Origin of the sequence: Kitasatospora sp. MAA19, from assembly GCF_029894125.1 — a bacterium.
Taxonomy (GTDB): domain Bacteria; phylum Actinomycetota; class Actinomycetes; order Streptomycetales; family Streptomycetaceae; genus Kitasatospora.
Genome location: NZ_JARXYZ010000012.1, coordinates 190,415 through 216,503, shown reverse-complemented (window position 1 = coordinate 216,503; position 26,089 = coordinate 190,415). Strand labels below are relative to the sequence as shown.

The following is a 26,089-nucleotide window of genomic DNA, read 5'->3' as shown; positions in this document are numbered from 1 at the left end:
CGGCGGGTCTCACTCGATCCGGGCGATTCCGTGTCGGCGACGGCGAGTTGGTGGCAATCGATCACCGGAGGGGTCCGCGATGTTCGATTCGAGGGCAGGCTGCGGCGCACTGCGGGCATGCGATCCGACGATCACAGGAACCCCCCGGCACGGGGTGTGCCGGGGCGGTCGGGTCGGGCGCGGGGTGTGCCGGGGGCGGTCGGGTCAGGAGCGGGTCGGGGGGTGGAGGGCGAGGAGGGACGGGGTGGTGGCGGGGGCCGCGAGGCGGAGGAGGCCGTGGCCGATACCGGCGAGGCCGACCATGAGGGAGGGGCTGTGGGCGCCCTGCGGGAGGCCACAGATCCAGCCCCGGGTGTCGAGGTCGTCGAGGGTGGACTGCGCCTGGCGGAGGGCGGCCGCGCGCCATGGGCCGCCGGCGAGGAGGAGGGGTTCGAGGTTGCCGAGGTCGCCGTGGCAGAGCGAGAAGTTGTGGCCGAAGCCCTCGCCCAGCACGGTAGTGAGGGCGGTGTCGCGTTCGGCGAGGAGCAACTCGTCGTCGCCGGACAGGAGTTCGGCGAGTTCGGTGCGGGCCAGGGAGATGCCGGCGGCGCCGTGGCACCAGAGGGTGGGGTAGGAGGGGGCGCCGGGGCCGCCGTCCTCGCGGACGTCGCGCCAGTTGGCGGCGGCCTGGTCGAACAGGGTGCGTTCGTACGCGACTGCGGCGAGGGCGAGTTGAGGCAGTCGCGGGTCGCCGAGGCGGTGGCCGGCCCGGGCGAGCGCCCAGGCGATGCCGGAGCCCCCGTGGGCGAAGCCGGCCAACGGGCGGGCGGCGGTGCCGGCGAGGGAGGCGGGCAGCCAGCCGACGCCGCCTTCGGGGTGCGGGGCGGCGGCCTGCACGAGGCGCTCGGCGCAGACGGCGAGGGCGTCGGTGACCGCGGGCCCCGGGCGGACCGCCTCCCAGGCGAGCAGCCCGCCGATGGAGCCGGCGTTCCCGGCGATGAGCTCGTGCTGGGTGTCCTCGGCGGCGGTGGCGGCGATCCGGGAGACCACCAGGGCCCCCAGGGCGTCGAGTTCGGCGTCCTGGTGGTGGGCCGCGAGGTGGGCCAGCGCGTAGAGCACCCCGCCGGTACCGGCCAGGCCGCCGCCCAGGCGGTCGGCGCGCCGCCGGACCTGGTGCCGGAGCGTCACTTCCGCGGCGGTGGCCGCCTGCCGGTGCTCCCGCTCCCCGGTGGCCGTGGCGAGCTGGTGCAGGAAGAGGGTGACGCCGGCCGTCCCGCTGTAGAGGTCGGGGCCGAGTTCGGCGGGCGCCCAACGACCGGGCGGGGCCCAGTTGGGGCCGACCCAGGCGAGGTCGGCACTCCCCCGGTAGGCCTCGCGGAGCAGCTGCCCGCCGGCTTCGACGGCCTTGGCGAGGGCGCGGGCGGCGAGACCCTCGGCCGGCTCGCCGGGCCTCGCGGCACGGACCGCCACCGGGCGGCGGCGCGGCTCGCGGGCGCCGTCCGCAGTGGTCACCGACAGGCGCAGCAGCTGGAGTTGGCGGGTCAGGTCCTCCTCCCCGAGGACGCCCGCCTTGGCGAGGGCGAGGTCGAGTGCGGGCCGGTCGGTGACGCCGGGGATGACGGCGCCGGTGGAGGAGCGGGCGTCGACGCCGTCGGGGCGGATGGTGAACACCGGGACGTCGCCGCGCCAGAGGTCGGCGCGTTCGTGGTCGACGTAGGCGAGCGCGTGCTCCTCCCAGGCGGCGAGCGCCCAGAGCCGGTCGAGGTGCCGGTCCTGGTCGAGGCCGTCGCGGAGCAGGTCGGGGTGGCAGGCGGTGCTGGAAAGACTGCGGTACTCGAAGGTGTCGCGGCGCAGCATCCGGGTCTCGTCGGCGGCGAACGCCCTGATGAGGTCGCGGAGTTGGTCCTTGTGGGCGGCAAGCAACCGATAGGCCTCGGTGAAGCCGGCTTCGAGTTCGCCGACGTGGTCGGCCAGCCGCAGCGGCTGTCCGGCCGGGACGGGCCGGCTGTCGGGCGCCACGACGGGCATCCGGCGGTACTCCAGCCGGAGCCGGTCGGTGCCCTGGTCGACCAGGACGGGCGCCGGGCGGGGCGGCAGGCTGGCCGGGTCCCAGCCGAGGGCGGAGAGGTCGGTACCGCCGTTGCCCTCGTCCCACATCCGTTCGGGCAGCAGGCCGGAGCGCAGGACGGAGTGCCGGGCCTGGTGTCGGGCGAGCCGTTCGGACTCGGAGAGCTCCTTGACGGGTTCGGGCAGGTCGGGGTGGAGCAGTGCCTCCAGGTCGATCAGTACGGGCTGGTCGCGGACGGCGAGCAGGTTCTGGGCGTGGCAGTCGACCGCGTCCAGCACGTACAGCAGCGCGGCGAGTGTCCCGGCGCGGTGGTAGAAGGCGCTCAACTCGGCGTTGTCGCGGGCCGGTTCGGCGGTGACGTAGGCGACCCAGCCGTAGCCGTCGCGGGCCAGGTGGGCGAGGTCGTGCAGCGGCAGCCGCAGTCGCGGGTTGAGCCAGCGCAGGAGGTGCTGGAAGTGGGTCTCGGCGCCGAGCGGGCGCGGCTTGTAGACGATCCGGGTGCCGTGTTCGAAGCGCAGGGCGCTGACGGTGGCGCCGCCGCGGTGCGGGTCGCCGAGGCCGGTGGCGAGTTCGGTGAGCCGGCCGAGCGGGCGGCCGTCGGCGAAGGTGCGGGCGAGGGCGGGGAGGTCGGCGGCGAGGCGGCGGTAGAGGGTGAGGCAGGTGTCGGTCCACTGCTCGGCACCGACGCTGAGCCGGTACGCCAACACCGGGTACTCCGTGAGGAGTCGGAGCGCCCGCTCGGGTTCGGTGAGCCGGTCGAGGAAGTCCCGGTAGCGCCGCTCGGGGGTGTCGCCGGTCAACTCGCCGCCCAGGTGGGCGATGTGGAGTTCGGTGATGACGGTGCGGACGGCGGTCGCGTGCGCGGCGGCGGTGAGCGCGGGCAGGACGAGTGCGGTCAGCTCCTCGGGGGTCCCGAGGTCGGCCAGTGGCAGGGCGGCGAGGCCGGTGCGCAGGCGGTCGCGGGCGTCCGCGAGCAGCGGGCCGGCGAGCCGGGCGAAGGCCTGCTCCTCGGGGAGGCCGAGGGTGAGGTCGAGGGCGGGCCCGGCCTCGAAGGCGGCGGCGAGGCGTTCGGCCCACGGCGGCGTGCCGAGGCGGTCGGCGAGCGCGTCCGGGTCCTCGGCGAGCAGGGCGCGCAGCCCGTCCGGGTCGAGGCCGTCGGCGGCGAGGCGGCGTTCGAACCAGCCGTCCCGGTCGAAGGGTGGTTGGGCGCGCCAGCGGTCGAGGATCCGGCCGGCCCGTTCCGGGTCCTTCCCGGCGGCGCCGGGCCGGGGCCCCCGGTCGGCGAGCGGGAGGGCCCGGGCGGCGGCCCGGCGGAGTTCGGACGCGTCAACCACGGGCGGTGCGGCCTCTCTGTCATCGGCTGAAGGCGGGGCGGCGGGCGGGGCGCCCCGGCGGTGCTGCCGCGGCGCGGCCGTCGGGTCGGGCGTCCGCGGCGCGGGCTCCGGCGGTGCGGCCGGGGCCCGCGCCGCGGACGGCGGGCTCAGAAGCTGCAGACCTGGCCGCAGCTGCTCCAGCCGCCACAGGTGCCGGACTGCACCGCGGCGGTCACGTAGACCTCGTCCGACAGGTCGCCGGCCGGGTGGACCTGGTGGCCCTGGCCGAGGGTGAGCCGGTAGTCCTCGTCCTTGAGCGCGCGGACCTGCTCAGCCGTGGGCTGCATGGTGCCTCCTTCAGACGGTCGGGTCTGGCACGGTCGTGCCGGGTCGGGATCCTGACACCGCCACACCCGTCACACCAGGGGCGGGCAGCGCACCGGGCCAAATTTCGGCCAGGGTCGAAATAGTGTCGATGTCGACCACCGGGGTCCCGTTCCCGCAGGCCGGGCCCGTGCCCCGGGCGGCCCGTCGGCCCTCCTGCCCCTGTACACCTGTCCGGAATCCGGGCGGTGGCGGGCACCCGAACCGGGGCCCACGTTTGAACGGACGGGCCCCGGGCAGTCCGCGCCGACGGCCGCTCCTGTGGCCGGGCCGGGCACCGAGGGTCACGATGGAACCCGGCACCCCCGGCCCCGGCCCGATCGGAGCGCGATGAGCGACCAGCACAACGTCGTCCTGCTGACCTTCCCGGACGCCGCCGCGTGGCGGCCGGCCTTCGACGAGGCGCAGCACCTGCCGGGCCTGCGGCAGGTGGCGGCCCTGGAGCGCAGCGCCGACGGCCTGCTGGAGGTCAGGGACGCCTTCACCCGGGGTGCGGGCGTGGCCACCGTCGGCTCCGGCGTCCTCGGCGGCCTGGTGGGACTGCTCGGCGGGCCGATCGGCGTCCTGCTCGGGTTCGCGGCGGGTGCGGCGCTCGGCAACGCCGCCGAGGAGGGCCGGGCGACGGAGGGCGGCGCCGGGCTGATCATGCTCTCGCCCCGGGTCCCGGACGGCGGCGCGCTGCTCGTCCTGGAGCTGCGGGAGTCCTCCCCCGACCCGGCCGACGAACTGGCCGCCCGGCACGGGGCCACGGTCGAACGGATCGACGCGCACACCTTCACCGAGCAGGTCCGGGCCGCCGAGCACAAGGCGGAGGGAGACCGGACGGACGAGGGCCGGACGAGCGAGCAGAGGACGGGCGAGCGGAGGACGGGCGAGGACAAGGCTGCCGGGGGCGGCTGACCCGCCCCCGCCCCGCGCACCGCTACTCCGCCCGCAGTGCGTCCGCCGCCCGCGCCATGTTCCGTACCGCGTCGGACGGACACCGCGCGGGGTCATCCTTCCGAGGTAGTCGCCGGGTGGAGCGGACGACCGCCGAACCGGGGCTGTTCGCGGCGGCACCCGGCCCGCCAGAATGTCCCGGTGATCAACCTCCCCCGGTGGGACCTGCTGAGCGCGGCGGCCCGCCTCACCGGCGACCCGAGCGCCGACCCGCCGCCCCGGCCGACCCGGCGCGGCCGGGTGTTCGACGTCGCGCTGGCACTGCTCCTGGCCTGCATCGCCGGCCGCTACGTGACCACCGCGTCAGGGCCGCACGAGACCTCCTGGCGGGGGCTGATGCTGCTGGTGCCGCTCGTGCCACTGCCGCTGGCGCTGCGCCGCCGCTTCCCGCTGGCCGTGCTGTGGACGGTGCTGCCGGCCGCCCTGCTCATCCGGCACCAGTCCGCGGACATCGCCTACTCGGCGGGCGTGGTCGTCATCATCGCCGCCTACAGTGCCGCCGCGTACGGGCGCCGCCCCCGGCTGATGCTGCCGAGCCTGCCGGCGGCCGCCGCGGCCCTGGTGGTGCTCTTCGACGATGCCAAGCTGCCGCACTTCCCGAACTCGGTGATCGCCCTGCTGGTCCTGGTGCCGGTGTTCGCGGTCGCCTACGAACTGCGGATGTGGCGCCGCCGGGTGGAGGATGGACGCCGGCGGCTGTCCGCCCTGGAGCGCGAGCAGCTGGCCGCGCTGGAGCGCGCGGTGGAGCTCGAACGGGCGCGTATCGCCCGGGAGTTGCACGACGTGGTGACGCACAACGTGAGCATGATGACGATCCAGGCCGGGGCCGCCCGCAAGATCCTGGACACCGCCCCGGACAAGGCCCGTGAGGCGATGGCCGCGGTGGAGCGCGGCGGACGCGCGGCGATGACCGAACTGCGGCACGTCATGGGACTGTTGACGATCGACTCGGAAACAGGCGACGACCCGGCCGTGACCGCCGACCTCAGCCCGCAGCCGGGGCTGGGCCGGCTGGACGCGCTGGTCGACGGCGTCCGGCAGGCCGGGCTGCCGGTCGAGCTGACCGTCACCGGCGAGCGCCGGGCCGTCCCGCCCGGGGTCGAACTCGCCGCCTACCGCGTGGTCCAGGAGGCGCTCACCAACACCGTCAAGCACGCGGGCGGCGCGGACGCCGCGGTGACCGTCGAGTACGCCCCCGACCACCTGCGGGTGGAGGTCACCGACACCGGCGGCCGCCCCACCGGCGCCGCCGCCACCGGCAACGGACACGGCCTGATCGGCCTGCGCGAACGCCTCGCCGTCTACGGCGGCACCCTGCACACCGGCCCCCGGCCGCGCGGCGGCTACCGCGTCAAGGCCCTGATCCCCCTGGAGAGTTCATGACCGGCGAGCAGACGGCTGGCGCACCGACGACAGCGGCGCCGAACACCGGAGCGCCGCTGCGGGTGGTCGTCGCCGACGACCAGTCCCTGGTCCGGACCGGGTTCCGGCTGATCCTCGAATCGGAGGGGATCGAGGTGGTCGCCGAGGCCGAGGACGGCGGGCAGGCCGTCGCAGCCGTCCGCCGGACCCGCCCGGACGTCGTCCTGATGGACATCCGGATGCCCGTCCTGGACGGCCTGGAGGCCACCCGCCGGATCCTCGCCGACGCCGGCCCGACGGGCCACCCACCGCGGGTGATCATGCTGACCACCTTCGACCTCGACCAGTACGTCTACGCCGCGATGGCGGCCGGAGCGAGCGGCTTCCTGCTCAAGGACGTCACCCCGGAGCACCTGGCCGCCGCCGTCCGGCTGGTCCGCACCGGCGATGCCCTGCTCGCCCCGGCCATCACCCGCCGCCTGGTCGAGCGCTTCGCCCGCCCGGACGCCCCCGCCACCGCCCTGCACCGCGAACTGGCCGCGCTCACCCCGCGCGAACGGGAGGTGATGGGCCTGCTCGCCCGCGGCCTGAGCAACGCCGAGCTCGCCGCCCGGCTCCAGCTCTCCGAGGCGACGGTCAAGACGCACGTGGCCCGGATCCTCGGCAAGCTGAACCTGCGGGACCGGGCCCAGGTGGTGGTCGCCGCGTACGAGACCGGGCTGGTCAGCGTCGGCGCGGGGCCGGGCCCGCAGTAGGGCTTGCCCCGCGCCGTCGTGCGGCGGTCAGCCGCGCAGGCTGGTGGTCTCCAGGTGCGGGGAGGCCTTGATCTCGGCCTCGGTGAACCGTTCGGTCACCCACTGCTTGCGGGAGTACAGCCCGGTCTGGTCGGTGTAGTGCGGCGACGCCGGGTTCACCGACTCGCCGTAGGTGAGCACCGTGCGGGTGCGCGGGCCCTGAGGGGTCAGCTCGGTGGCCATCACGAAGCTGGAGCCGTAGGCAGGGGCGGTCCCGTCCGGGTGCGCCGCGCCCGTGCTGCCCGAGTCCGCGCCCGCCCGGACGACGTCGAAGCAGCCCTCGCCCGAGTCGCAGCCGTGCAACGGGATGCCCGCCCAGCGCTGGACCTCGCCGACAGTCGCGTCCAACGCGGTGCCGTCCGTGGCGAGTTGCCGCACCGCTGCGGCCAGGGCCGTCCGGGCGGTGGCGCTGTCGCCCCGGATGCCGGCCGGGGTGGTCAGCGGGTGCGCCGGGTCGAACGGGATCCGCTCCCACGCGTCGGTCCGGTACCGGTACAGGTCGCTGACGAACTCGCCCCACAGGACGGCGCCGTGGCCGTCGGCGTCGGCCCGCGTGCTCCAGGCGGCGAGGACCTCGCAGGCGGCGCTGACGTCGACCGGATGGCCGTCTTTGTCGTTCAGCACCGGGTTGGCCCGGCACATCGCCACCGCGTCGTCCCGGCCCAGCTCCGCGCTGTAGACGCGATCGCCGAACATGGCCGCCTGCAGGGTCGACAGGGTGAAGCCCGGGGCACCGAGCCCGTCGCTGCCGTCGCGCCGGTCGGCGATCATCCGCAGGCCCAGCTGGGCGCGCGTCCCGATCCCGGGGAATGTGCCGTAGACCGTCGGGTAACCGGTGATCGGGGCGGCGGGGTTGGCGAGGTACGGGTTGTTGTTGGAATTGGCCACGTAGTCGGTCCGGCTCACCTTCGGGTGGTTCGCCGGGCCGAAGATCCCGGGCACCACCGCGTCCGGGTCGCTGCCCGCGTCGCAGGCCGACACCGAGCCGTCCAGGCCGACCGGCTCGTCGTGGACCGGCGGCAGGGCGCACTGCTTGAGCTGCGCATCGGTGAGGTGCGGGACGGCGGAGGAGTCGGTGAAGTACGTCTCCCCCGTGGAGTCCGTGGCGATCGTGTAGTTCCAGGGGTTGCCCTGGTAGGTGTCGTCCGCCTGCTTCAGCTCGGCCAGACTCTGCGCCCGGTCCATCGCCAGCCACCCGTTCATCGAGCGCAGGTTCTCGGCGTTGGCGTCGCGCAGGGCGTAGGCGTGCTCGGTGCTCCAACTGCCGCCCAGCACCGGGCCGTAGCGGGAGGTGTAGAGGGTGCGGGTGACGGTCGAGAGGGTGCCGTCCGTGCCCCGGACGGTGACCGGGACCTCCTGGCGGCCCATCGGCTCGGCCTTGCCGTCGACCAGGTAGCTGGTCGGGTCGCCGGGCACCAGCGTCAGGCGGAACTGCGCCGCGTGCTGGGCGAAGCTGGACGTCGCGGTGAACGCCACGTTCCGGGTGTGGCCGATCTCGACCAGCGGGGTGCCGTAGAGGCCGGCGCCGGAGACGTCCAGGACGCCGGGGATGGTGAGCTGCACCTGGTAGAAGCGGTCCGAACCGGTCCACGGCAGGTGCGGGTTGGCGAGCAGCATCGCGTCGTGGTCGCGGGTGACGTCGCGGCCGAGCGCCCAGCCGTTGCTGCCGAGCTCCGGGTCACGGCCGGGGCTCTCCTTCGGTAGCGCGGACGCCGGGGCCGGGCCGGACGGTGCGGACGCCGGGGCGGGCGCGGACGGGACCGCCGGGGCGCCCGGGGTCGGCGGGGTGGCGGACGCGATGGCGTCCTGGGCACCGCCGAGGCCGGCGGCCGTGTCGACCTCGTAGATCATCCCCCAGACGTCCTCGGCGGTGATCGGCCGCACCCAGTCCTGGCCCCGGCAGCCGGCGTCCGGCAGCCGGTCCACGCCGGTGTCGCTCAAGTACCGGTTGTAGCCCGCCGCGTAGCCCTCGACCAGTCGCCGCACGTCGTCGGTCGGGCCGAGCGGCGCGGGCTTGTCCAGCAGCCGCTTGACGGAACCGCTGCGCTGCAGACCCTGGTGGTAGACGTCGCTGGTCAGGTTGTCGGAGCCGCTCGGCGCCGTCGCGTCCAGCCCGAGGTAGCGAGCCCGCTCGCCTCGTACCGTCAGTACCTGGTCGGCGAGTTCACACAGGTTGTCCTGTGCGAAGGCGTACCCGTACCCGTAGCCGAGGCCCCGGAAGTCGTGCGCCAGGATGTGCGGGATGCCGTACTCGGTGCGCCGGATCTGCGCCGAATAGCCGTCCCGCCCGCCGAGTTGGCCATCGGAATCGGCGGCGACCGCCGTCCCGGGCAGCAGCCCGGCGGTGACCGAGGCGAGGCAGAGCGCCGCCAGGCCGGTGGAGACCCGCTTCGAGGGTGAGGTGCTGTGACGTGAGGTCATGCCGCAACAGTGCCCGGGACGGCACCCCGGCGGCATCGGCCCGTTGATCTAATCCCCGGGCACGGCATTGGCCCGGGGGCGTACGCCCCCGGGCCAATCGCCGGCGCCGGGCTTCGGGCCGTCCGATCCGTCGGCCGGTCCGAAGCCGCGGCGATCAGACGAGGTCGAACCGGTCCAGGTTCATGACCTTGACCCAGGCCGCGACGAAGTCCGCCACGAACTTCTCCTTCGCGTCGTCGCTCGCGTAGACCTCGGCGACGGCGCGCAGTTCGGAGTTGGAGCCGAAGACCAGGTCGGCCCGGCTGCCGCTCCACTTGAGCGCGCCGGTCTCGGCGTCCCGGCCCTCGAAGGTGTGCGCGTCCGCCGAGGTCGCCTTCCAACTCGTGTCCAGGTCCAGCAGGTTGACGAAGAAGTCGTTCGTCAGGACCTCGGGTGTCCCGGTGAGGACGCCGAGCGGGGACTGCTGGTGGTTGGCGCCCAGCACGCGCAGTCCGCCGACCAGGACGGTCAGCTCGGGCGCGCTCAGGTTCAGCAGGTTCGCCCTGTCGAGCAACAGGTACTCGGCCTGCAACCGGTTGCCCTTGCCCACGTAGTTGCGGAAGCCGTCCGCGGCCGGCTCCAGCGCGGCGAAGGACTCGACGTCGGTGAGCTCCTGCGGCGCGTCCACCCGGCCGGGCGTGAACGGCACCTCGACGTCGCGACCGGCCGCCTTGGCCGCCTTCTCGACGCCGACGCCGCCGGCCAGCACGACCACGTCCGCGAGCGAGACCTGCTTGCCGCCGGCCCGGGCGTTGAACTCCTGCTGCACGCCCTCCAGGGTGCGCAGCACCGAGGCCAGCCGGTCCGGCTCGTTGACCTCCCAGCCGATCTGCGGCTGGAGCCGGATCCGGCCGCCGTTGGCACCGCCGCGCTTGTCACTGCCGCGGAAGGAGGAGGCCGCCGCCCACGCGGTGGACACCAGCTCGGACACCGAGAGGCCGGAGGCGGCGATCCGCTGCTTGAGGCCGGCGACGTCGGCCGCGTCGATCTGCTGGTAGGTGACCGCGGGAAGCGGGTCCTGCCACAACAGTTCCTCGCTCGGGACCTCGGGGCCGAGGTAGCGGGTGACCGGCCCCATGTCGCGGTGGGTGAGCTTGAACCAGGCCCGGGCGAAGGCGTCCGCGAACTGGTCGGGGTGCTCCATGAAGTGCCGGGAGATCGGCTCGTAGATCGGGTCCAGGCGCAGCGACAGGTCGGTGGTCAGCATCGTCGGGGCGTGCCGCTTGGCCGGGTCGAACGCGTCCGGGACGGTGTCCGCGCCGGCGCCGTCCTTCGGCTTCCACTGGTACGCGCCGGCCGGGCTCTTGGTGAGCTCCCACTCGTAGCCGAACAGCGTCTCGAAGAAGCTGTTGTCCCAGGTCGTCGGGGTGGCGGTCCAGGCGCCCTCCAGGCCGCTGGTGATCGCGTCCGGGCCCTTGCCGGTGCGGAAGGTGCTCTTCCAGCCGAGGCCCTGCTGCTCCAGCGGGGCGTCCTCGGGGTCGGGGCCGACGTTGTCCGCCGGGCCGGCGCCGTGGGTCTTGCCGAAGGTGTGGCCGCCGGCGATCAGCGCCACCGTCTCCTCGTCGTTCATCGCCATCCGGTAGAAGGTCTCGCGGATGTCGCGGGCGGCGGCGATCGGGTCCGGGGTGCCGTTGGGGCCCTCCGGGTTAACGTAGATCAGGCCCATCTGGACGGCGGCGAGCGGGCTCTCCAGCTGGCGGTCGCCGGTGTAGCGCTCGTCGCCCAGCCAGGTGGTCTCCGGGCCCCAGTAGACGTCCTCGTCCGGCTCCCACTCGTCCACGCGGCCGCCGCCGAAGCCGAAGGTCTCGAAGCCCATGCCCTCCAGCGCGACGTTGCCGGCCAGGACCATCAGGTCGGCCCAGGAGAGGCTCCGGCCGTACTTCTTCTTCACCGGCCACAGCAGGCGGCGGGCCTTGTCGAGGCTGGCGTTGTCGGGCCAGCTGTTCAGCGGCGCGAAGCGCTGCTGGCCGCCGCCGGCACCGCCGCGACCGTCGCGGATCCGGTAGGTGCCCGCGCTGTGCCAGGCCATGCGGATGATGAACGGACCGTAGTTCCCGTAGTCGGCCGGCCACCAGTCGTGCGAGGTGGTGAGGGCCGTCGCGATGTCGCGCTTCACGGTCGGCAGGTCGAGGGAACTGAACGCCGCGGCGTAGTCGAAGTCCGCACCGAGCGGGTTCGCCACGGCCGGGTTCTTGGCAAGGATCTTCAGGTTGAGCCGCTCCGGCCACCACTGGCGGTTTCCGCCGCCCTGGGTCGGGTGCGGCGCGCGCCCGTGGGCTACCGGGCAGCCGCCAGTGCCCTCCGCCTGCGGCTCGGCAACGATCGGATCGTGGTTCTCAGACATGGGAATCCTTCCCTACAAGGCGGATCACGGTGTCTTCCTGCTACCCAGGCTATCGCCGGAGCCGATCCTACGATGGACGCAATCCAAGTCAAGAAAGGCACCAAACCCATATCCGATCGGGAACCGGAGAGAAGCCGATAACGGTTGGTAAAATCCGGTCGTCCCATTGACCTGAATAGGTGAACCGATATGAGTGACCTGCTGGAGCGGCTGCGCGGGCGCGGCTGGCGCCTCACCTCCCAGCGGCGTGTCGTGGCGGAGGTCCTGGACGACGGCGAGCACGTTCACCTCACCGCCGACGAGGTCCACGCCAGAGCCGCCGAGCGCCTGCCCGAGATCTCCCGGGCCACCGTCTACAACACCCTCGGCGAACTGGTCACCCTCGGCGAGGTCACCGAGGTCTCCACCGACGGCCGCGCCAAGCGCTACGACCCCAACGCCCACCACCCCCACCAGCACCTCGTCTGCACCGGCTGCGGCACCATCCGCGACGTCCACCCCACCGGCAGTCCCCTCACCGACCTCCCCGCCGACCAGCGCTTCGGCTTCACCGTCACCGACGCCGCCGTCACCTACTGGGGGCTCTGCCCGGCCTGCGCCTCCTGACCCCGGCCGCCGGGCAGATCGGCGGGACGTGAGGCGCCGCGGTGGCGATCATCGGCTCGTCTCATCAGTCTGTCCTGAATACGCCGTCACACCACACACGGGCGTGCCTTCCACTGTTCCGACGACCGGGCTCACGACACCCTGTTCACGTGCTCCTGATCGAGCGTCACCTCATCGACGCCACGGCAGCGCCGAGTGGCGCACCAGGGCCGCAGGGCGCGGGGGCGGCACGGTCTGCCTCGGTGTTGCCTTCGCGGCCCTCTCGCGCGGTGGCCCCCTGGTGCTATGGCTGGAGATCAAATCCCCAGCGACAGGAGCCGCCATGAAACGTGAACGCGAACAGCCGGGGCGGCCCGCCCGCGCGCCCCGGGGCACCCCGGCCCGGCCGCAGGCGCGGAACGAGTCCCCGGCGCCCCGGAACTCCGTGCCCAGTCCGGACCTGCTCGCGACGCTGCAACGCACCGTCGGCAACGCGGCGGTGGCACGGCTGATGCAGCGCTCCTCCGCGCACCGGGGGCTCGACCCGCAGGGACAGCCGCTCGCACCCTCGCCGCGTGACGCCGAGGCCGACGCGGTCCGCGCGGTGTCCGGCCCGGTACCGGCGCACGATGCGCACGCCACGGAGACAGCCCCCGCCGGCGGGCGGAGCGGCGAGGCGGCCGTCCAGCGCACCCTGGCGCCGGGGCTCCCGAAGGGGACTGCCGTCGTCAAGCACGAGGACGACGGGGACAGCCCGGTGAACTACACGATCAGCGGGTTCAGTTTCGGGTCCTATCTGATCGCCGACGAAGCCGGCAAGAAGGTTCGCGCGTCCCCCCTCGCCAAGGAATGGGGAACTGTCGAGGGTCGCGAGGAGTCCCGCAGGAACTACACGGCCGCCCGCGAGCAGGAGCTGGATCCGGCGGCCGTCGCCGCCAGGCAGAAGCAGGCGGACCTCGATCTCGGCGAGAACTACCTCAGCGCGGACTACCGCCGGATCAATCCGCTGCTGGCGGCCCTCGGGGTGGTCGGCTACGGCCCTGCCGAGATCGCGAGCCCCGACTTCTCCTTCCAGTCGAAGGAGGCGGAGGTCCTTGAGGCATGGCGCAAGGTGGCCATCGCGCGAGGCTACGCGGACGAGATCAGCACGGAGGGGTGGGACACGAAGCACCTCCGGGACACCTTCGAGATCTTCCGGCGGATCAACGGCGTGTGGGGTGACTTCTCGAAGCCGTCCGCGAATGCGGAGGGGAAGGTGCTGCGTGGCGACAGCAAGCACCTGTACGACTCGTTCGGCGGCATCCTGAAGCCCGACGCCCACCCGGACGGCGGCTACGTCACGGTCAACAAGACGATCGCATGGCCGGCGATCCTGTCGACCACCTACGGCGATCCGCTGACCCACTCGTACGTGGCGGGCAAGGACATCGTGTGGGAATTCAGCGTGCCGGACGAACACCAGGGAAGGTCGCTCGGCCGGAACAACCAGTCCGAGCAGGAGATGACCTTCCCCCTCGGCACCAGGATCGACGTCAAGCAGATTCTCGTCCGGAGGGGCAAGTACCAGACCGAGAAGACGCAGAAGTACGGCGAGAGCGCCACCGTGATCGTGTTCGCCGACATCCTCTGACAGGTCGGCGGTGGCCGCCGTCGGGCGGCCTCTCCGGTCAGCTCGTCGCGGCCCAGGAGAGGAGGAGGCGGAGGGCGTCGTCGGAGGGAGTGGCGGGGTCGGGGGTGTAGGTGATGAGGGCCTGACCGGGGTCGTCGGCGGGGCGGAGGGTGTCGTAGGCGAGGTCGAGGGCGCCGGCGATGGGGTGGTGGAAGAGCTTGCGGCCGGAGGTCTTGTCGGCGACCGGGTGTTCGGCCCAGAGGTGGCGGAACTCCTCGCTGTGGACGCAGAGTTGGCCGACGAGTTCGGCGAGGAGGGGGTCGTGGGGGCGGCGGCCGGCTTCGAGGTGGAGGAAGGCGACGTTCTCCCGGGCGCAGGCCGTCCAGTCTCCGTAGAGTTCGCGCGAGGCGGGGTCGAGGAAGGTGCTGCGGGCGATGTTGCGGTCCTCGGGCGGGAGGGCGCCGTAGTCGCCGAAGAGGGCGGCGGCGGCGCGGTTCCAGGCGAGGACGTCCATCCGGTGGCCCATCACCAGGGCCGGGGTGTGGTCGAGTTGCTCCAGCAGGCGCAGCAGGGAGGGGCGGGGCTGCTGCGGGGCGGTGCGCCGGCGCGGGGTGCGGCGGGTGGGGCGGGCCAGGCGGTGGAGGTGGCCGGACTCGTCGGGGGCCAGCTGGAGGGCGCGGGCGACGGCGTCGAGGACGGCCTCGGACGGGTTACCGACACGGCCCTGTTCGAGCCGGGTGTAGTAGTCGACGCTGACGCCGGCGAGGTGGGCGAGCTCCTCCCGGCGGAGCCCGGCGACCCGGCGTCGGCCACCGTAGTCGGGCAGGTCGACGTCCTCGGGCCGCAGCTGGGCGCGGCGGGTGCGGAGGAACTCGCTCAGGGCGCTGGTCGGGTTCATACGGATGATTCTCACCCGTGGACGGGACGCCGTGCCTGGCCCTGTCAGGACCAGGCACGGCGTCCGAGCACGATCAGGCACGGCGACCAAGCGCAGCCAGGTACGGCCAGGGCTCAGCCGGCGACGGCCTGGACCGCGGGGACGAGCCCGCCGTCGATGACGATGTCCTGCGAGGTGATGTAGGAGGAGCGGTCGGAGAGCAGGAAGACGACGGTCTCGGCGACGTCCTCGGCCCGGCCGAGGCGGCCGAGCGGGACGCTGGCGCGGATCGGCTCGTGGGCGGCCGGGTCGGGAACGATCGCGTGGAACATCTCGGTGGCGATGAAGCCGGGGCTGACCGAGTTGACCCGGATGCCGCGCCCGGCGAGGCCGGTGCCGAGGGTGCGGGCGAGGCTGAGGACCGCCGCCTTGGTCGCGGCGTAGACCGGGGCGTCGGGCAGGCCGCGGTGCGGGGTCCAGGAGGCGTTGAGGACCACGGAGCCGCCACCGGCCGCCTCCAGCAGCGGCAGGGCGTGCTGGACGGTGAAGAAGACGCCCTTGAAGTTGACGTCGACGGTGTGGTCGAAGACGCCCTCCGTGACGTCGGCGGCGGGCTGGAAGACTCCGACGCCCGCGTTGGCGAAGACGCCGTCCAGCGTGCCGTGGCGTTCCCGGACGGTGTCGGCGAGCCGGGCGAGGTCGGCCGGGACGGCGACGTCGGCGCGGACGGTGAGCAGGCGGTCGCCGCCGGCCGGTTGTTCGGCGGTCAGCTGTTCGGCGGCGCGGGCGAGCCGGGCGTCGTCACGGCCGGTGATGACCACCTGGGCGCCGGCGGCGAGGAGAAGGCGGGCGGTGGCGAGGCCCATGCCGCTGGTGCCGCCGGTGACGAGGATGGTGCGGTCGGCGAATTCCCGGGAGGGGGCGTTGTCGGTCATGGGCCTCACTCTCCCGACGGCCGCCGGGGTGGGACCAGGCCCGGCTCGACCCTGGGTCCGGCAGGACCACCCTGCGTCCGGAAAAGCCGCCGTGCCACCGGGAATCGGAGCGGCCACCGGACGGTTGGGCCAAGGCGACGAGCTTGACGACCATCCGGTACTCGCACGAGGGGATCTCCCATGAAGATCGGCATCATCGGCGCAGGCAACATCGGCGGCAACCTGACCCGGCGGCTGACGGCGCTCGGGCACGAGGTCTCGGTGGCCAACTCCCGTGGTCCGCAGTCACTGGCCGCGCTGGTCGAGGAGACGGGTGCGACGGCCGTGCCGGCCACCGAGGCGGCGCGCGGGGCACAGGTCGTGGTGGTCACCGTGCCGCTGAAGAACGTGCCCGACCTGCCCGCCGGGCTGCTGGCCGGCGCGGCGGAGGGCGTCGCGGTGATCGACACCGGCAACTACTACCCGCAGCAGCGCGACGGCCGGATCGACGCGATCGAGGACGACGGGGTGACGGAGAGCCGCTGGACGGAGCAGCACCTCGGCCACCGGGTGGTGAAGGCCTTCAACGGCACCTACGCGCAGGACCTGCTGGAGCGGCCGCGCCCGGAGGGCGACCCGGAGCGGATCGCCGTGCCGGTGGCGTCGGACGACGAGGCGGCCAAGCGCGTGGTGCGGGCGCTGATCGAGGAGTTGGGCTTCGACACGGTGGACGCGGGCGGGATCGACGAGTCCTGGCGCCAGCAGCCCGGCACGCCGGTGTACGGGCTGCGCGCCGGGGTGGCGGCCGTCACCCGGGCGCTCGCGGAGGCGTCTCCGGAGCGCCCGGCCGACCACCGGGCGTAAGGGCCTGTCAGCAGGCCCGTCCTCTCAGCCGATGCGGCGGGCACCCTCGGCCGGGACGGCGGTGAGGGTGCGCGGCGCGGCGTAGCCGGCGGCCCGGAACGCGGTGGTGACGGCGGCGGCGACGGTGTCGGCGGCCGGTGCGTCGACGAGGGCGATGACCGAGCCGCCGAAGCCGCCGCCGGTCATCCGGGCACCGTGGGCGCCGGCGGCGAGGGCGGCCTCGACCGCGAGGTCGGTCTCCGGGCAGGAGACCCGGTAGTCGTCGCGCAGCGAGGCGTGCCCGGCGGTGAGGATCGGGCCGAGCGCGGCGAGGTCGCCGACGTCCAGGCGGGCCACGGCGGCCGTGACCCGCTCGTTCTCGGTGACCACATGCCGCACCAACGGCCGCAGCTCCTCCGGCAGTCGGGCCAGCGCGGTCGGCAGCGCAGCCGTCCCGAGGTCGCGCAGGGCGGGCAGCCCGAGCAGTGCGGCCGCCCGTTCACAGCCGGCCCGCAGGGCGGCGTAGGCGCCGTCGCCGAGGTCGTGCTTGACCCGGGTGTCGAGGACGAGCAGGGTGAGTCCGGCGCCGGCCAGGTCGATCGGCACGTGACGCATCGCCAGGTCGCGGCTGTCCAGGTGCAGGGCGGCGCCGGCGCGGCAGCACATCGAGGCCATCTGGTCCATGATCCCGCAGGGGACGCCGACGAAGGCGTTCTCGGCCCGCTGCGCGATCAGGGCCAGTTCGGCCGCCGACAGCCCCAGCCCGTACAGGTCGTCGTACGCGACCGCGACGGCGCACTCCAGGGCGGCCGAGGAGGACAGCCCGGCGCCGCCGGGCACGTCGCTCTCCAGCCGGAACTCCGCTCCGCCGACCTCGTGCCCGGCCTCGCGCAGCGCCCACACCACGCCGGCCGGGAAGGCCGCCCAGCCGGGCACCGAGCCCGGGGCGAGGTCGGCGACCCGGAGTTCCGCGACCGTGTCGTCGCCCTGGGCCGACCAGAGCCGCAGCACGCCGTCGTCGCGGCGCCGGACCTGGGCGCGGACGGCCTGCGGGAGGGCGATCGGCAGCACGAACCCGAGGTTGTAGTCGGTGTGTTCGCCGATCAGGTTGACCCGGCCGGGGGCGGCCCACGCCCCCTCGGGGGCGTGGCCGTACAGCTCCTCGAAGGTGTTCACAGGGCGACCTCTCGCAGCCGGCGGGCCGCGTCCTCGGGGGTGACGTCGTTGACGAAGGCGTCCATGCCGGATTCGACCCCGGCCAGGAACTTCAGTTTGTCGGCGGTGCGCCGGATGGTGAACAGCTCCAGGTGGAGGGCGAGTTCGTCCTCCTGCCCGGCGGGCGCCTGGTGCCAGGCGGAGATGTAGGGGGTGCGGCCGCCGCCGAAGAGACGGTCGAAGCGCCGCAGCAACTCCAGGTAGAGGGAGGGGAATTCGGCGCGCTGCGGCTCGTCGAGGCCGGTCAGGTCGGGCACCCGGCGGTGCGGGTAGAGGTGCACCTCGTACGGCCAGCGGGCGGCGAAGGGGACGAAGGCCGTCCAGTGCTCGCCGGCGAGCACCACCCGGTCGCCGTGGGCGCGTTCGGCGGCGAGGAGGTCGTCGAAGAGGCTGCGGCCGGTGGCGGCGCGGTGGTCGGCCGCGCGCGCGGCCATCCGGGCGGTGCGCGGGGTGGTGAACGGGAAGGCGTAGATCTGGCCGTGCGGGTGGGCGAGGGTGACGCCGATCTCGGCGCCGCGGTTCTCGAAGCAGTAGACCTGCCGGACGCCGGGGAGGGCGGCGAGTTCGGCGGTGCGGTCGGTCCAGGCGTCGAGGACCAGGCGGGCCCGCGGTTCGTCGAGGTCGGCGAACGAGGCGTCGTGGTCGGCGGTGAAGCAGACCACCTCGCAGCGCCCGGTGCCGGGGCCTGCGGTCCACAGGCCGCCGTCCGGCTCGGCGGGCGCACCGAACGCGCCGGGCACGCCGGGCACGCCGGGCACGCCGGGCACGCCGGGACCGTCCGCACCGAGCTCACCCGTACCGGCCAGCGAGGGGAAGCGGTTCTCGAAGACGGCCACCTGGTAGTCGTCGGCGGGAATCTCGCTGAGCCGGCCGTCCCGGGAGGGGCAGAGCGGACACTCCTCGGCGGGAGGCTGGTAGATGCGGGCCTGGCGGTGCGCGGCGACGGTGACCCAGGCCCCGGTGGCCGGGTCGAGCCGGACCTCGGAGCCGTGGGCCGGCGGATCGAGCGGGCGCCGGTCGACGGCGTCCCGGGGGACGGCCTCGCCACCGTCGTAGTAGATCAGCTGCCGCCCGTCCGCGAGTGTGGTCACGGTCTTGGCGGTGGGCTGGGTCAGAGTCCCGGCCATGGCCTTCTTCCCTCTATCCGACATGAAACAACAATATCCAACATTATCCATCAGACCTGGCTGTCCGGAAGGGGTCCGCGCCTGCCATGATGGCGGTGACCGTGACCCGCGGCCCGTGACCCGCGGCCCGTTGATCCACACCGACACCGAGGAGGCCCCCGATGGCTGACAGCGCCCAACCGCTCGCCGGACAGCGCCGCGTGCTGATCCTGGAGCAGGTCCGCGCGCGCGGCGGGGTCCGGGTGACCGAACTGGTCCGGGACCTCGGGGTGTCCGACATGACGATCCGCCGTGACCTGGACGCGCTGGCCCGCCGCGGGCTGGTGCACAAGGTGCACGGCGGGGCGGTGCGGATCGAGGCGGCCGCCAGCGGCGAGCCCGGGTTCGAGACCAAGGCCGGCTGGCAGCTGCCCGCCAAGGAGGCGATCGCCAAGGTGGCCGCCGCCCTGGTGCCGCCCGGCTCGGCGGTCGGGCTGGCGGCCGGAACGACCACCTTCGCGGTCGCCCGGCACCTGCGCGCCGTCGAGGGCCTCACCGTGGTCACCAACTCGCTGCGGATCGCGGAGCTGATGGAGGAACCCGACGAGGACGGCACGCCCGCCACCGCGACGGTGATCCGCACCGGCGGCGTGCGCACGCCCTCGGACGCGCTGGTCGGCCCGGTGGCCGACCAGGCGATCCGCTCGCTGCACGTGAACGTGCTGGTCATGGGCTGCCACGGCCTCTCGGCCGAGACCGGGCTGACCACCCCGAACCTGGCCGAGGCGGAGACCAACCGGACCTTCCTGCAGTCCGCCCGCCGGGTGGTCGTGGTGGCCGACCACACCAAGTGGAACGCGGTCGGCCTGGCCTCCTTCGCCGCGCTGGAGCAGCTGGACGTCCTGGTCACCGACGACGCGCTGGCGGCCGAACACCGGGCGGCGGCGGCCCGGCTGGTCGGCGAGCTGATCGTCGCGCCGTCCGGGGAGCCGGAGCAGGTGGCGCACCCGTAGGCCCACCATCGGCTCACCCCGAGCTGGCCCGCACCACCAGCTCGGCGGGCAGCTCCAGCCCGGCCGCCGGCGGCGCCTCCCCCCGCACCTGGTCGAGCAACCGCCCGACCAGCGCGGCGGCGATCGCCCGCAGCGGGAGCCGCACCGAGGTCAGCGCGGGGTGCAGGTGGCGGCAGAGCGGCGTGTCGTGGAAGCCGGTGACCGCCACCCCGGCCGGCCCGACCACCAGCCCCTCCGCCCGGACCGCCTCGTAGACGTCCAGCGCCAGCAGGTCGCTCGCCGCCGCGAAGGCTGTCGGCCGCTCGGGCCCGCGCAGCAGTTCCCGGACGGCCGCCACGTCCGGCCGCACCGCCTCCACCGCGGACAGGCCGAGCCGGCCCGCCTCGGCGAGGAAGCCCGCCCGGCGGGCGGCCATCCAGGGCAGCTCCCCGGCGCGGCCGACGTACCCGATCCGGCGGTGGCCGAGCGCCGCGAGGTGGCGCACCACCGCGGCCATCGCCGCGTCGTTGGCGATGTCCACCCAGTGCTGCGGCTCCCCCGGACCGGTCCGTCCGAAGGTGACGAACGGCACCCCGACCCGGGCGACGTGCCCGATCCGGGGGTCGTCGTGCAGCACGTCCGCCAGGACCAGGCCGTCGACCTGACGGGCCGCCACCAGTTCGTCGATGGCCGCCCGAGGGTCCGCCGCCCCCGGCCCGGCATCCCGCCCCCCGCCCTGTCCCGGACGGAAGAGCAGCACCCGCTGCCCCTGTGCCCCGGCCGCGTCGACCAGCGCCTCCAGGAAGCCGGCCATCAGCGGGTTGGGATCGAAGGGGTCGTCCACCGGGGCGAGGTAGCCGATGGTGCGCCGGGCGCCGCTGCGCAGCGAGCGCGCCGACTGGTCGGGCTGGTAGCCGAGTTCGCGGATCGCCGCGGTCACCCGTTCCAGGGTGTCCGGCCGGACCCGCTGGGGGGCGTTGAGCGCGTTGGAGACGGTCTGCCGGGACACCCCGGCCGCGCGCGCGACCTCCTCGATGGTGGTGGCGCCGCGGCGCGGTCGGCGTGTTCCCTCGGGCATCGCAGACTCCCAGGACGGTTGCTCAGGCGGTCGATCTGTCGAACCGGCAGCGGTCTGTCGGGCCGGTGCAGGCCGGCCGGATCAGTGGCGAGCCGGCAGGCCGGTGGCCGTCCGGTCAGACCAGTGGACGGCGCAGGGTCAGCAGCCCGCCGCGCGGCACCGGGATGGTGCCCGCCCGGTCGAGCTCGACCTCGCCCTGCCGGACGATACGCCCTCGGGCGTCCTGCACGGTGGCCTGCACCGTCCCGCCACCGCCGGTCAGCCGGACGTCCGGGTCGACGTCGGCGTTGGCGACCAGCAGCGTGCGCCAGCCGTCCCCGGAGGCGTCCACCGGCAGCGCGGCGTAGCGCGCCACCACGACGGTGGCGCCGCCGTCGGCGGTCACCATCGGGTAGCCGAGGTCCGGCCGGGCCGGGCGCAGCCCGCCGAGCTGCAGGGTGTCGGCGTGCTCGCGGAAGACGCCGAGCCAGAAGGCGATCGCCTCGCGCTGCCCGGGGCTCTGCGCGGCGAGGTCGACGGAGATCTGCGGCACCGAGTACAGCACGTTGATCAGGTGGCAGGCGATCTGCTCCGGCGGCTCGGCCGGGTGCCACATCAGCATGTCCGCGTGGACCGGCACCGGCCCGGCGGCGAGCCGCACGTCGATCGTCCGCTGCCGGTTCTCCTGCGGGCTGAGCGGGCAGTCGGTCGCGCGGATCATGGTGACGTACGGCCACAGGCCGGGGCTGACGTACGGCTGGCGGTGCTCGATCATCGCCTCCGGATCGACCGCGGTGATCCGGCCGCGGATCGCGGCGAGCAGCCGCTCGACACCCTCGTCGACGCTCTCGCAGTCCGCCTCGGGGCCGACGGGCGGCGCCTCCGCCCGGGCGAACCAGTCGACGAAGTCGACCTTGAGCCCGTCCATGCCCCACTCCTCGACGGCGCGGGCGAGCCGGCCGGTCAGGAACTCACGGACCTCGGGGTAGCGCGGGTCGGCGACGATCGCGCCCATGTGCGCGGCGTCGGCGAGCGCGTACCGGCCGATCCGTTCGAAGGCGGCGCTGTCCTTGCCGATGAACGGCAGCGCGTACCAGAGCATGTACCGCACGCCGAGGTCGTGGACGCGCCGCACGTGGGCGGCGGTGTCGGGGAGCGAGACCGGCTCCCAGTCGCCGCAGTGCGCGTAGCCGCGGGTGCGGTCGGCGGTCATCCAGCCGTCGTCGACGATGATGACGTCCAGGCCGAGTTCCCTGCCGAGCGCGGCCTGGGTCTCGACGCCCTCGGGCGTGATGTCCTGGTGCATCGAGTACCAGGTGGAGTAGGCGGGGCGGCGGGCGGCGGCGGGGATGTCGGCCTCGCGGCCGGTCCACCACCAGTCGGCGAGGCCGGCCAGGCAGCGGGCGAAGTGCCGGCGGGAGGTGTCGATGCGGACGGTGAGCCGGTCGGTGGCCTGGGCCCAGAACCGGAACTCGCCGGTCTCCTCCAGCACTCCGGCGCCGGCCAGCACGTCGGCGCGCTCGGCGGCGAAGGCACAGATCGCGACGTCGCCGGTGCCGATCAGGGCGGCGATCGGGGCGCCGTTGGCCAGGCTGGTGCGGCGCGGGGCGCTCCAGGCGGCGGGCAGCCAGCCGGTGCCGCGCGGCTCGGGGGTCCAGAAGGCGGTGGCGTCGACGCACGGCACCCGCCACTCGATCCGGACGTCGCCCTTCCCCTCCGCGGTCACCTCGACGACGCCCTCGCCCACCGTACGGGCGGTCGCCGGGCCGCTGACCCGCAGGTCCAGGCCCTCGGCGGACAGCGGGCGCAGGCCGCCGCCGGCGGTCGGGGCGTGCGGTTCCCAGATCTCGGTCATGCTCAGCCTTTCGTGGCGCCGGCCAGCAGGCCGGAGATGAACTGCCGTTGGAGGACCAGGAAGAGGACCATCATCGGCAGCGTGGACAGCGCGGTGCCGGAGAGGATCGCGCCGTAGTCGGTGTTGCTCTTGTTGCCGTGCAGGGTCGCGAGGGCGACCGGCAGGGTGTGCATCTCGGGGCTGCGCAGAGCGATCAGCGGCCAGACGAACTGGTTCCAGGAGCCGAGGAAGAGGAAGATCGAGAGGGCTGCCAGCACAGGCCTCATGACCGGCACCACCACGCTGAACAGCACCCGGAACTCGCCCGCGCCGTCGACCCGGGCGGCGTCCAGGAGCTCGTCCGGCAGGCTGCTCAGTGACTGCCGCATCAGGAAGATGGCGAACGGCACGCACAGGCCGGGCAGGATCAGCGCCTGGTAGGTGTCCAGCAGGCCGAAGTTCATCATCATCTTGAACAGCGGCACCAGCATGACCTGTTCGGGCACCACGAGGGTGGAGAACAGCAGGGCGAACAGCAGGGTCCGGCCGCGGAAGCGGAACTTGGCGAAGGCGTAGCCCGCCAGCAGGGCGACGACGAGGGCGCCCAGCGTCTGGATCCCGGCCACCAGCAGCGAGTTGCCGACGACCCGGAGCAGGCCGATCTTCTGCTGGAGGTGGTCGAGGTTCTCGCCCAGGTGACCGCCGGGCAGCAGCTTGGGCGGCCAGTCGAAGACCTCGGTGTCCTTGCGGGTGGAGGAGACCACCAACCAGTAGAAGGGGGCGATCGACAGCCCGGTGACGCCGGCGAGGAGGAAGGTCAGCGGCCAGCCGCGCAGCCTCTTGAGGGGGTTCACGCGCTTTGAGGTCTCGTTCTTGGAGGTCACGTGTCGCGCTCTCCCATCAGGCGCATCTGAACGGCGCCGAGCACCGTCACGAGCAGGGTGAGCGCGTAGGCGATGGCAGAGGCGTAGCCGAAGTCGAAGTACCGGAAGCCGTTCTGGTACAGGTACATGGAGACGGTCAGGGTGGCGTTGTCCGGCCCGCCACCGGTCAGCACGTACGGCTCGTCGAAGAGCTGGAGCGTGCCGATGGTCGAGAGCACGATCGTGAACAGCAGCACCGGGCGCAGCGCGGGGACGGTGATGGAGGTGAAGCGGCGGATCGGTCCGGCGCCGTCGACCATCGCGGCCTCGTACAACTCCCGCGGAATGGACTGGAGTCCGGCGAGGTAGATGACGGCGTTGTATCCGGTGTAGTGCCAGGTGAGCACCAGGACGACGGCCATCCGGGCCCAGACGGGCTGGCCCAGCCAGTCGACGGAGGGCAGGCCGACGGCGTTCAGCACCCAGTTGACCGCGCCGTCGTCGGTCTTGAGCAGGTAGGCGAAGATCACGCCGGTGGCGACCAGGCCGGTGACGGAGGGCATGAAGACGCCGAGCCGCCACACCGTGCGCCAGCGCACCAGCGCGGAGTTGATGCCGACGGCCATCAGCAGGGCCAGTCCGAGCATCAGCGGGACCTGCACGACGAGGATCTCTGCGGTGTTGCGCAGGGCGGTCCAGAACAGTGGATCGTCCAGCAGCCGCTGGTAGTTGGCGAGGCCGGCGCCGTGGGTGGCGGTGCCGGAGCCGGTGGTGAAGGACAGCAGCAGCGAGTCGATGACCGGGTAGGCCTTGAACACGCCGAAGGTCAGCAGGGCGGGGGCGAGCAGCAGGTACGGCACGGCGGTGCGCCGCCAGCGGGACCGGCGCGGCGCTGCGGACCTCCTGGTGAGGGCGGCGGGCGGGCTGGCGGCACTCATGCGGTACCGCGCCCGGTCTGCTGGGCGAGCTGCTTGGCGGCGTCCTGGAGGACGGCGGCCGGGTCGGCGCCCTTGAGGAGGACCTTGACCTGGGCGTCACTGACGAGCTTGAGGGCGCGGGCGTAGTCGCCGGAGTAGTTGGTGGGGTCGCCGCCCTCGGTGGCGAGGTCGGCGAAGGTCTTGAGCACCGGCTGGCCGCCGTAGTAGGCGCTCGGCGCGGCGTACAGCGGGTCGGCGTAGGCCTCGGTGAGGGCCGGGAAGACGCCGCCCGCGTTGAACATGGCGTTCACCGAGGCCGGACGGGTGACCGCGTACTCGACGAACTTCCAGGCGGCGCGGCGGCGCGGGCTGGACGCGGCGACGGCGAGGTGGGTGGAGTTGACCAGCGCGGTGCGCTTGCCGCCGGGGGTGACCGCCGGGGGCTTGGTGAGACGCCAGTTGCCGCTCTGGTCGGGGAACTTCTTCTCCAGGTAGTGCGCGACCCAGGCGGGCATCGCGGCCACCGCGAGCTTGCCGCTCTTCATCACGGGCATCCAGCTCTGGACGCCGGGGGTGTCGCCTATCAGCCCGGCCTCGTCCAGCCGCTTGACGATGGTCAGGGCGCGCACGGCCGGCTCCGAGCCGACGGTGATCTTGCCCTGGAGGTCGAAGTAGAAGGCGCCCTGGAGCTGCATCAGGGCCTGGACGAAGTCCAGGTCGGGGGTGGGGTTGGCGGCCCGGTTGACGCCGATCAGGGCGACGCCGGGGTTGGCGGCCTTGAAGCGGTCGGCCACGGCGAGCAGGTCGTCCCAGGTGGCGAAGGACTCGGGGTCGATGCCCGCCTTGTCGAAGTAGTCCTTGCGGTAGAAGAAGCCGAGCGGGTTGACCTCCCAGGGCAGCGCGTAGGCGTGGCCGTCCTTGCCGCTGACGACGGGCCACAGGCCCTTGGCGAACTTGTCCTTGTGCGCGTCGGCACCGAGCGCGGAGAGGTCGGCCAGGCCGCCGGGGAACTTCTCCATGTAGCCGGGCAGGTAGTCGCAGCCGATGTGCAGCACGTCGCCGAGGCCCTGGCCGCCGGCCGCCATGCCGACGGTGATCTTGTCCCAGATGGCCGGTTCGCCGATGTCCTGGACGTCGACCTTGATCCCCGGGTTGTCCTTCTCGAAGGCCGGGACGATCCCGCGCAGGGCGTCGGCGGCGGTGGCCCAGGACCAGACGGTGATGGTGCCGGTGTCGGCGTCCCCGCCCGAGGCGCTCCCCGAACCGGAGTCGCCGCAGGCCGTGAGCGCGCCGCCGGCCGCCAGGGCCAGCAGACCCGCCCCGGAGGCTCGGAGCAGATCGCGACGAGAAAGGTGTGACATTGCATTCCTCTCGGTGGGGTGGCGAGGGTAGGGGAGCGCGAGAAGGGGGGTGGCGAGAGCGGGGGGATGGCGAGAGTGAGGGGGTCGGGCTGGTTTTGAACGTTCAAATGCACAAAACAAACCGGAAACAAACAGGTTCGAACGGGCGGGTCACAGCAAACGCCCACCCTCCCCGCTTCGTCAAGACCCGAGCGCGGGGAGGGCGGGCTCCGAAACCGATCTGTTACCGACCCGCGCGCCGACCGCCGGGCGAAGATCCGCAGCAGTCATGGC

General features: G+C 73.7%; 19 protein-coding genes and 1 pseudogene. 7 read left to right on the top strand and 13 right to left on the bottom strand.

Annotated features, from left to right (window positions below):
* Window positions 1-204: 204 nt before the first annotated feature.
* On the bottom strand, window positions 205-3,381 hold the full coding sequence (locus P3T27_RS20430; RefSeq protein ID WP_280680521.1) for a type 2 lanthipeptide synthetase LanM family protein: 3,177 nt from the start codon (window positions 3,379-3,381) through the stop codon (window positions 205-207).
* A gap of 146 nt (window positions 3,382-3,527) precedes the next feature.
* Window positions 3,528-3,707, bottom strand: coding sequence for a hypothetical protein (locus P3T27_RS20425; RefSeq protein ID WP_280680520.1), 180 nt, complete (start codon window positions 3,705-3,707; stop codon window positions 3,528-3,530).
* A 367-nt stretch (window positions 3,708-4,074) separates the two neighbouring features.
* On the opposite strand from P3T27_RS20425, the gene P3T27_RS20420 reads away from it, so the two are divergent.
* From P3T27_RS20420 to P3T27_RS20410, 3 genes are all read left to right on the top strand, one after another.
* Window positions 4,075-4,644: a hypothetical protein gene (locus P3T27_RS20420; protein WP_280680519.1), complete on the top strand. Its 570-nt coding sequence runs from the start codon at window positions 4,075-4,077 to the stop codon at window positions 4,642-4,644.
* A gap of 180 nt (window positions 4,645-4,824) precedes the next feature.
* On the top strand, window positions 4,825-6,066 hold the full coding sequence (locus tag P3T27_RS20415) for a sensor histidine kinase (RefSeq protein WP_280680518.1): 1,242 nt from the start codon (window positions 4,825-4,827) through the stop codon (window positions 6,064-6,066).
* On the top strand, window positions 6,063-6,800 hold the full coding sequence (locus P3T27_RS20410) for a response regulator transcription factor (RefSeq protein ID WP_280680517.1): 738 nt from the start codon (window positions 6,063-6,065) through the stop codon (window positions 6,798-6,800). Before P3T27_RS20415 ends, P3T27_RS20410 begins: the two co-directional genes overlap by 4 nt.
* Before the next feature lie 27 nt (window positions 6,801-6,827).
* On the opposite strand, the gene P3T27_RS20405 is transcribed toward P3T27_RS20410, so the two are convergent.
* Together P3T27_RS20405 and katG are read right to left on the bottom strand one after the other, a co-directional pair.
* Window positions 6,828-9,260 carry a penicillin acylase family protein gene (locus P3T27_RS20405; protein WP_280680516.1) on the bottom strand — a complete coding sequence of 811 codons (2,433 nt, stop codon included), beginning with the start codon at window positions 9,258-9,260 and terminating at the stop codon, window positions 6,828-6,830.
* 154 nt (window positions 9,261-9,414) lie between these two features.
* Window positions 9,415-11,643 carry a catalase/peroxidase HPI gene (gene katG / locus P3T27_RS20400; protein ID WP_280680515.1) on the bottom strand — a complete coding sequence of 743 codons (2,229 nt, stop codon included), beginning with the start codon at window positions 11,641-11,643 and terminating at the stop codon, window positions 9,415-9,417.
* A gap of 189 nt (window positions 11,644-11,832) precedes the next feature.
* Here katG and P3T27_RS20395 point away from each other — a divergent pair, with 189 nt between their 5' ends.
* The gene (locus tag P3T27_RS20395; RefSeq protein ID WP_280680514.1) at window positions 11,833-12,249 is read left to right on the top strand and encodes a Fur family transcriptional regulator; all 417 of its coding nucleotides are present in this window, start codon (window positions 11,833-11,835) and stop codon (window positions 12,247-12,249) included.
* A 322-nt stretch (window positions 12,250-12,571) separates the two neighbouring features.
* Entirely contained in the window at window positions 12,572-13,858 is a 1,287-nt protein-coding gene (locus P3T27_RS20390) for a hypothetical protein (RefSeq protein ID WP_280680513.1), read from the top strand.
* A 37-nt stretch (window positions 13,859-13,895) separates the two neighbouring features.
* On the opposite strand, the gene P3T27_RS20385 is transcribed toward P3T27_RS20390, so the two are convergent.
* Together P3T27_RS20385 and P3T27_RS20380 are read right to left on the bottom strand one after the other, a co-directional pair.
* Entirely contained in the window at window positions 13,896-14,735 is an 840-nt protein-coding gene (locus P3T27_RS20385) for a helix-turn-helix transcriptional regulator (protein ID WP_280680512.1), read from the bottom strand.
* 113 nt (window positions 14,736-14,848) lie between these two features.
* Window positions 14,849-15,649 (bottom strand): glucose 1-dehydrogenase, encoded by an 801-nt coding sequence (locus tag P3T27_RS20380; RefSeq protein ID WP_280680511.1) that lies wholly within the window; start codon window positions 15,647-15,649, stop codon window positions 14,849-14,851.
* Window positions 15,650-15,826: 177 nt separating this feature from the next.
* On the opposite strand from P3T27_RS20380, the pseudogene P3T27_RS20375 reads away from it, so the two are divergent.
* Window positions 15,827-16,492 (top strand): annotated as a pseudogene (locus tag P3T27_RS20375) (NAD(P)-binding domain-containing protein); the annotation flags it as partial.
* 24 nt (window positions 16,493-16,516) lie between these two features.
* Here P3T27_RS20375 and galK read toward each other — a convergent pair.
* Together galK and galT are read right to left on the bottom strand one after the other, a co-directional pair.
* Window positions 16,517-17,647 (bottom strand): galactokinase, encoded by a 1,131-nt coding sequence (gene galK / locus P3T27_RS20370; RefSeq protein WP_280680510.1) that lies wholly within the window; start codon window positions 17,645-17,647, stop codon window positions 16,517-16,519.
* Window positions 17,644-18,813, bottom strand: a complete 1,170-nt coding sequence (gene galT, locus P3T27_RS20365; RefSeq protein ID WP_280680509.1) for a galactose-1-phosphate uridylyltransferase — start codon at window positions 18,811-18,813, stop codon at window positions 17,644-17,646. The genes galK and galT overlap by 4 nt, the downstream gene beginning before the upstream one ends.
* 161 nt (window positions 18,814-18,974) lie before the next feature.
* Between galT and P3T27_RS20360 the strand changes: the two genes are divergently transcribed.
* Window positions 18,975-19,805: a DeoR/GlpR family DNA-binding transcription regulator gene (locus P3T27_RS20360; RefSeq protein ID WP_280680508.1), complete on the top strand. Its 831-nt coding sequence runs from the start codon at window positions 18,975-18,977 to the stop codon at window positions 19,803-19,805.
* A gap of 13 nt (window positions 19,806-19,818) precedes the next feature.
* Here P3T27_RS20360 and P3T27_RS20355 read toward each other — a convergent pair whose 3' ends face one another.
* The 5 genes from P3T27_RS20355 to P3T27_RS20335 all read right to left on the bottom strand — a co-directional run bounded on the left by P3T27_RS20355 (window position 19,819) and on the right by P3T27_RS20335 (window position 25,816).
* Window positions 19,819-20,862 carry a LacI family DNA-binding transcriptional regulator gene (locus tag P3T27_RS20355; protein WP_280680507.1) on the bottom strand — a complete coding sequence of 348 codons (1,044 nt, stop codon included), beginning with the start codon at window positions 20,860-20,862 and terminating at the stop codon, window positions 19,819-19,821.
* A gap of 115 nt (window positions 20,863-20,977) precedes the next feature.
* Window positions 20,978-22,696: an alpha-galactosidase gene (locus P3T27_RS20350; protein ID WP_280680506.1), complete on the bottom strand. Its 1,719-nt coding sequence runs from the start codon at window positions 22,694-22,696 to the stop codon at window positions 20,978-20,980.
* A 2-nt stretch (window positions 22,697-22,698) separates the two neighbouring features.
* Entirely contained in the window at window positions 22,699-23,529 is an 831-nt protein-coding gene (locus P3T27_RS20345) for a carbohydrate ABC transporter permease (RefSeq protein WP_280680505.1), read from the bottom strand.
* Between the two features lie 26 nt (window positions 23,530-23,555).
* Entirely contained in the window at window positions 23,556-24,476 is a 921-nt protein-coding gene (locus P3T27_RS20340; RefSeq protein WP_280680504.1) for a sugar ABC transporter permease, read from the bottom strand.
* Entirely contained in the window at window positions 24,473-25,816 is a 1,344-nt protein-coding gene (locus P3T27_RS20335; RefSeq protein WP_280680503.1) for a sugar ABC transporter substrate-binding protein, read from the bottom strand. The genes P3T27_RS20340 and P3T27_RS20335 overlap by 4 nt, the downstream gene beginning before the upstream one ends.
* Window positions 25,817-26,089: the final 273 nt, after the last annotated feature.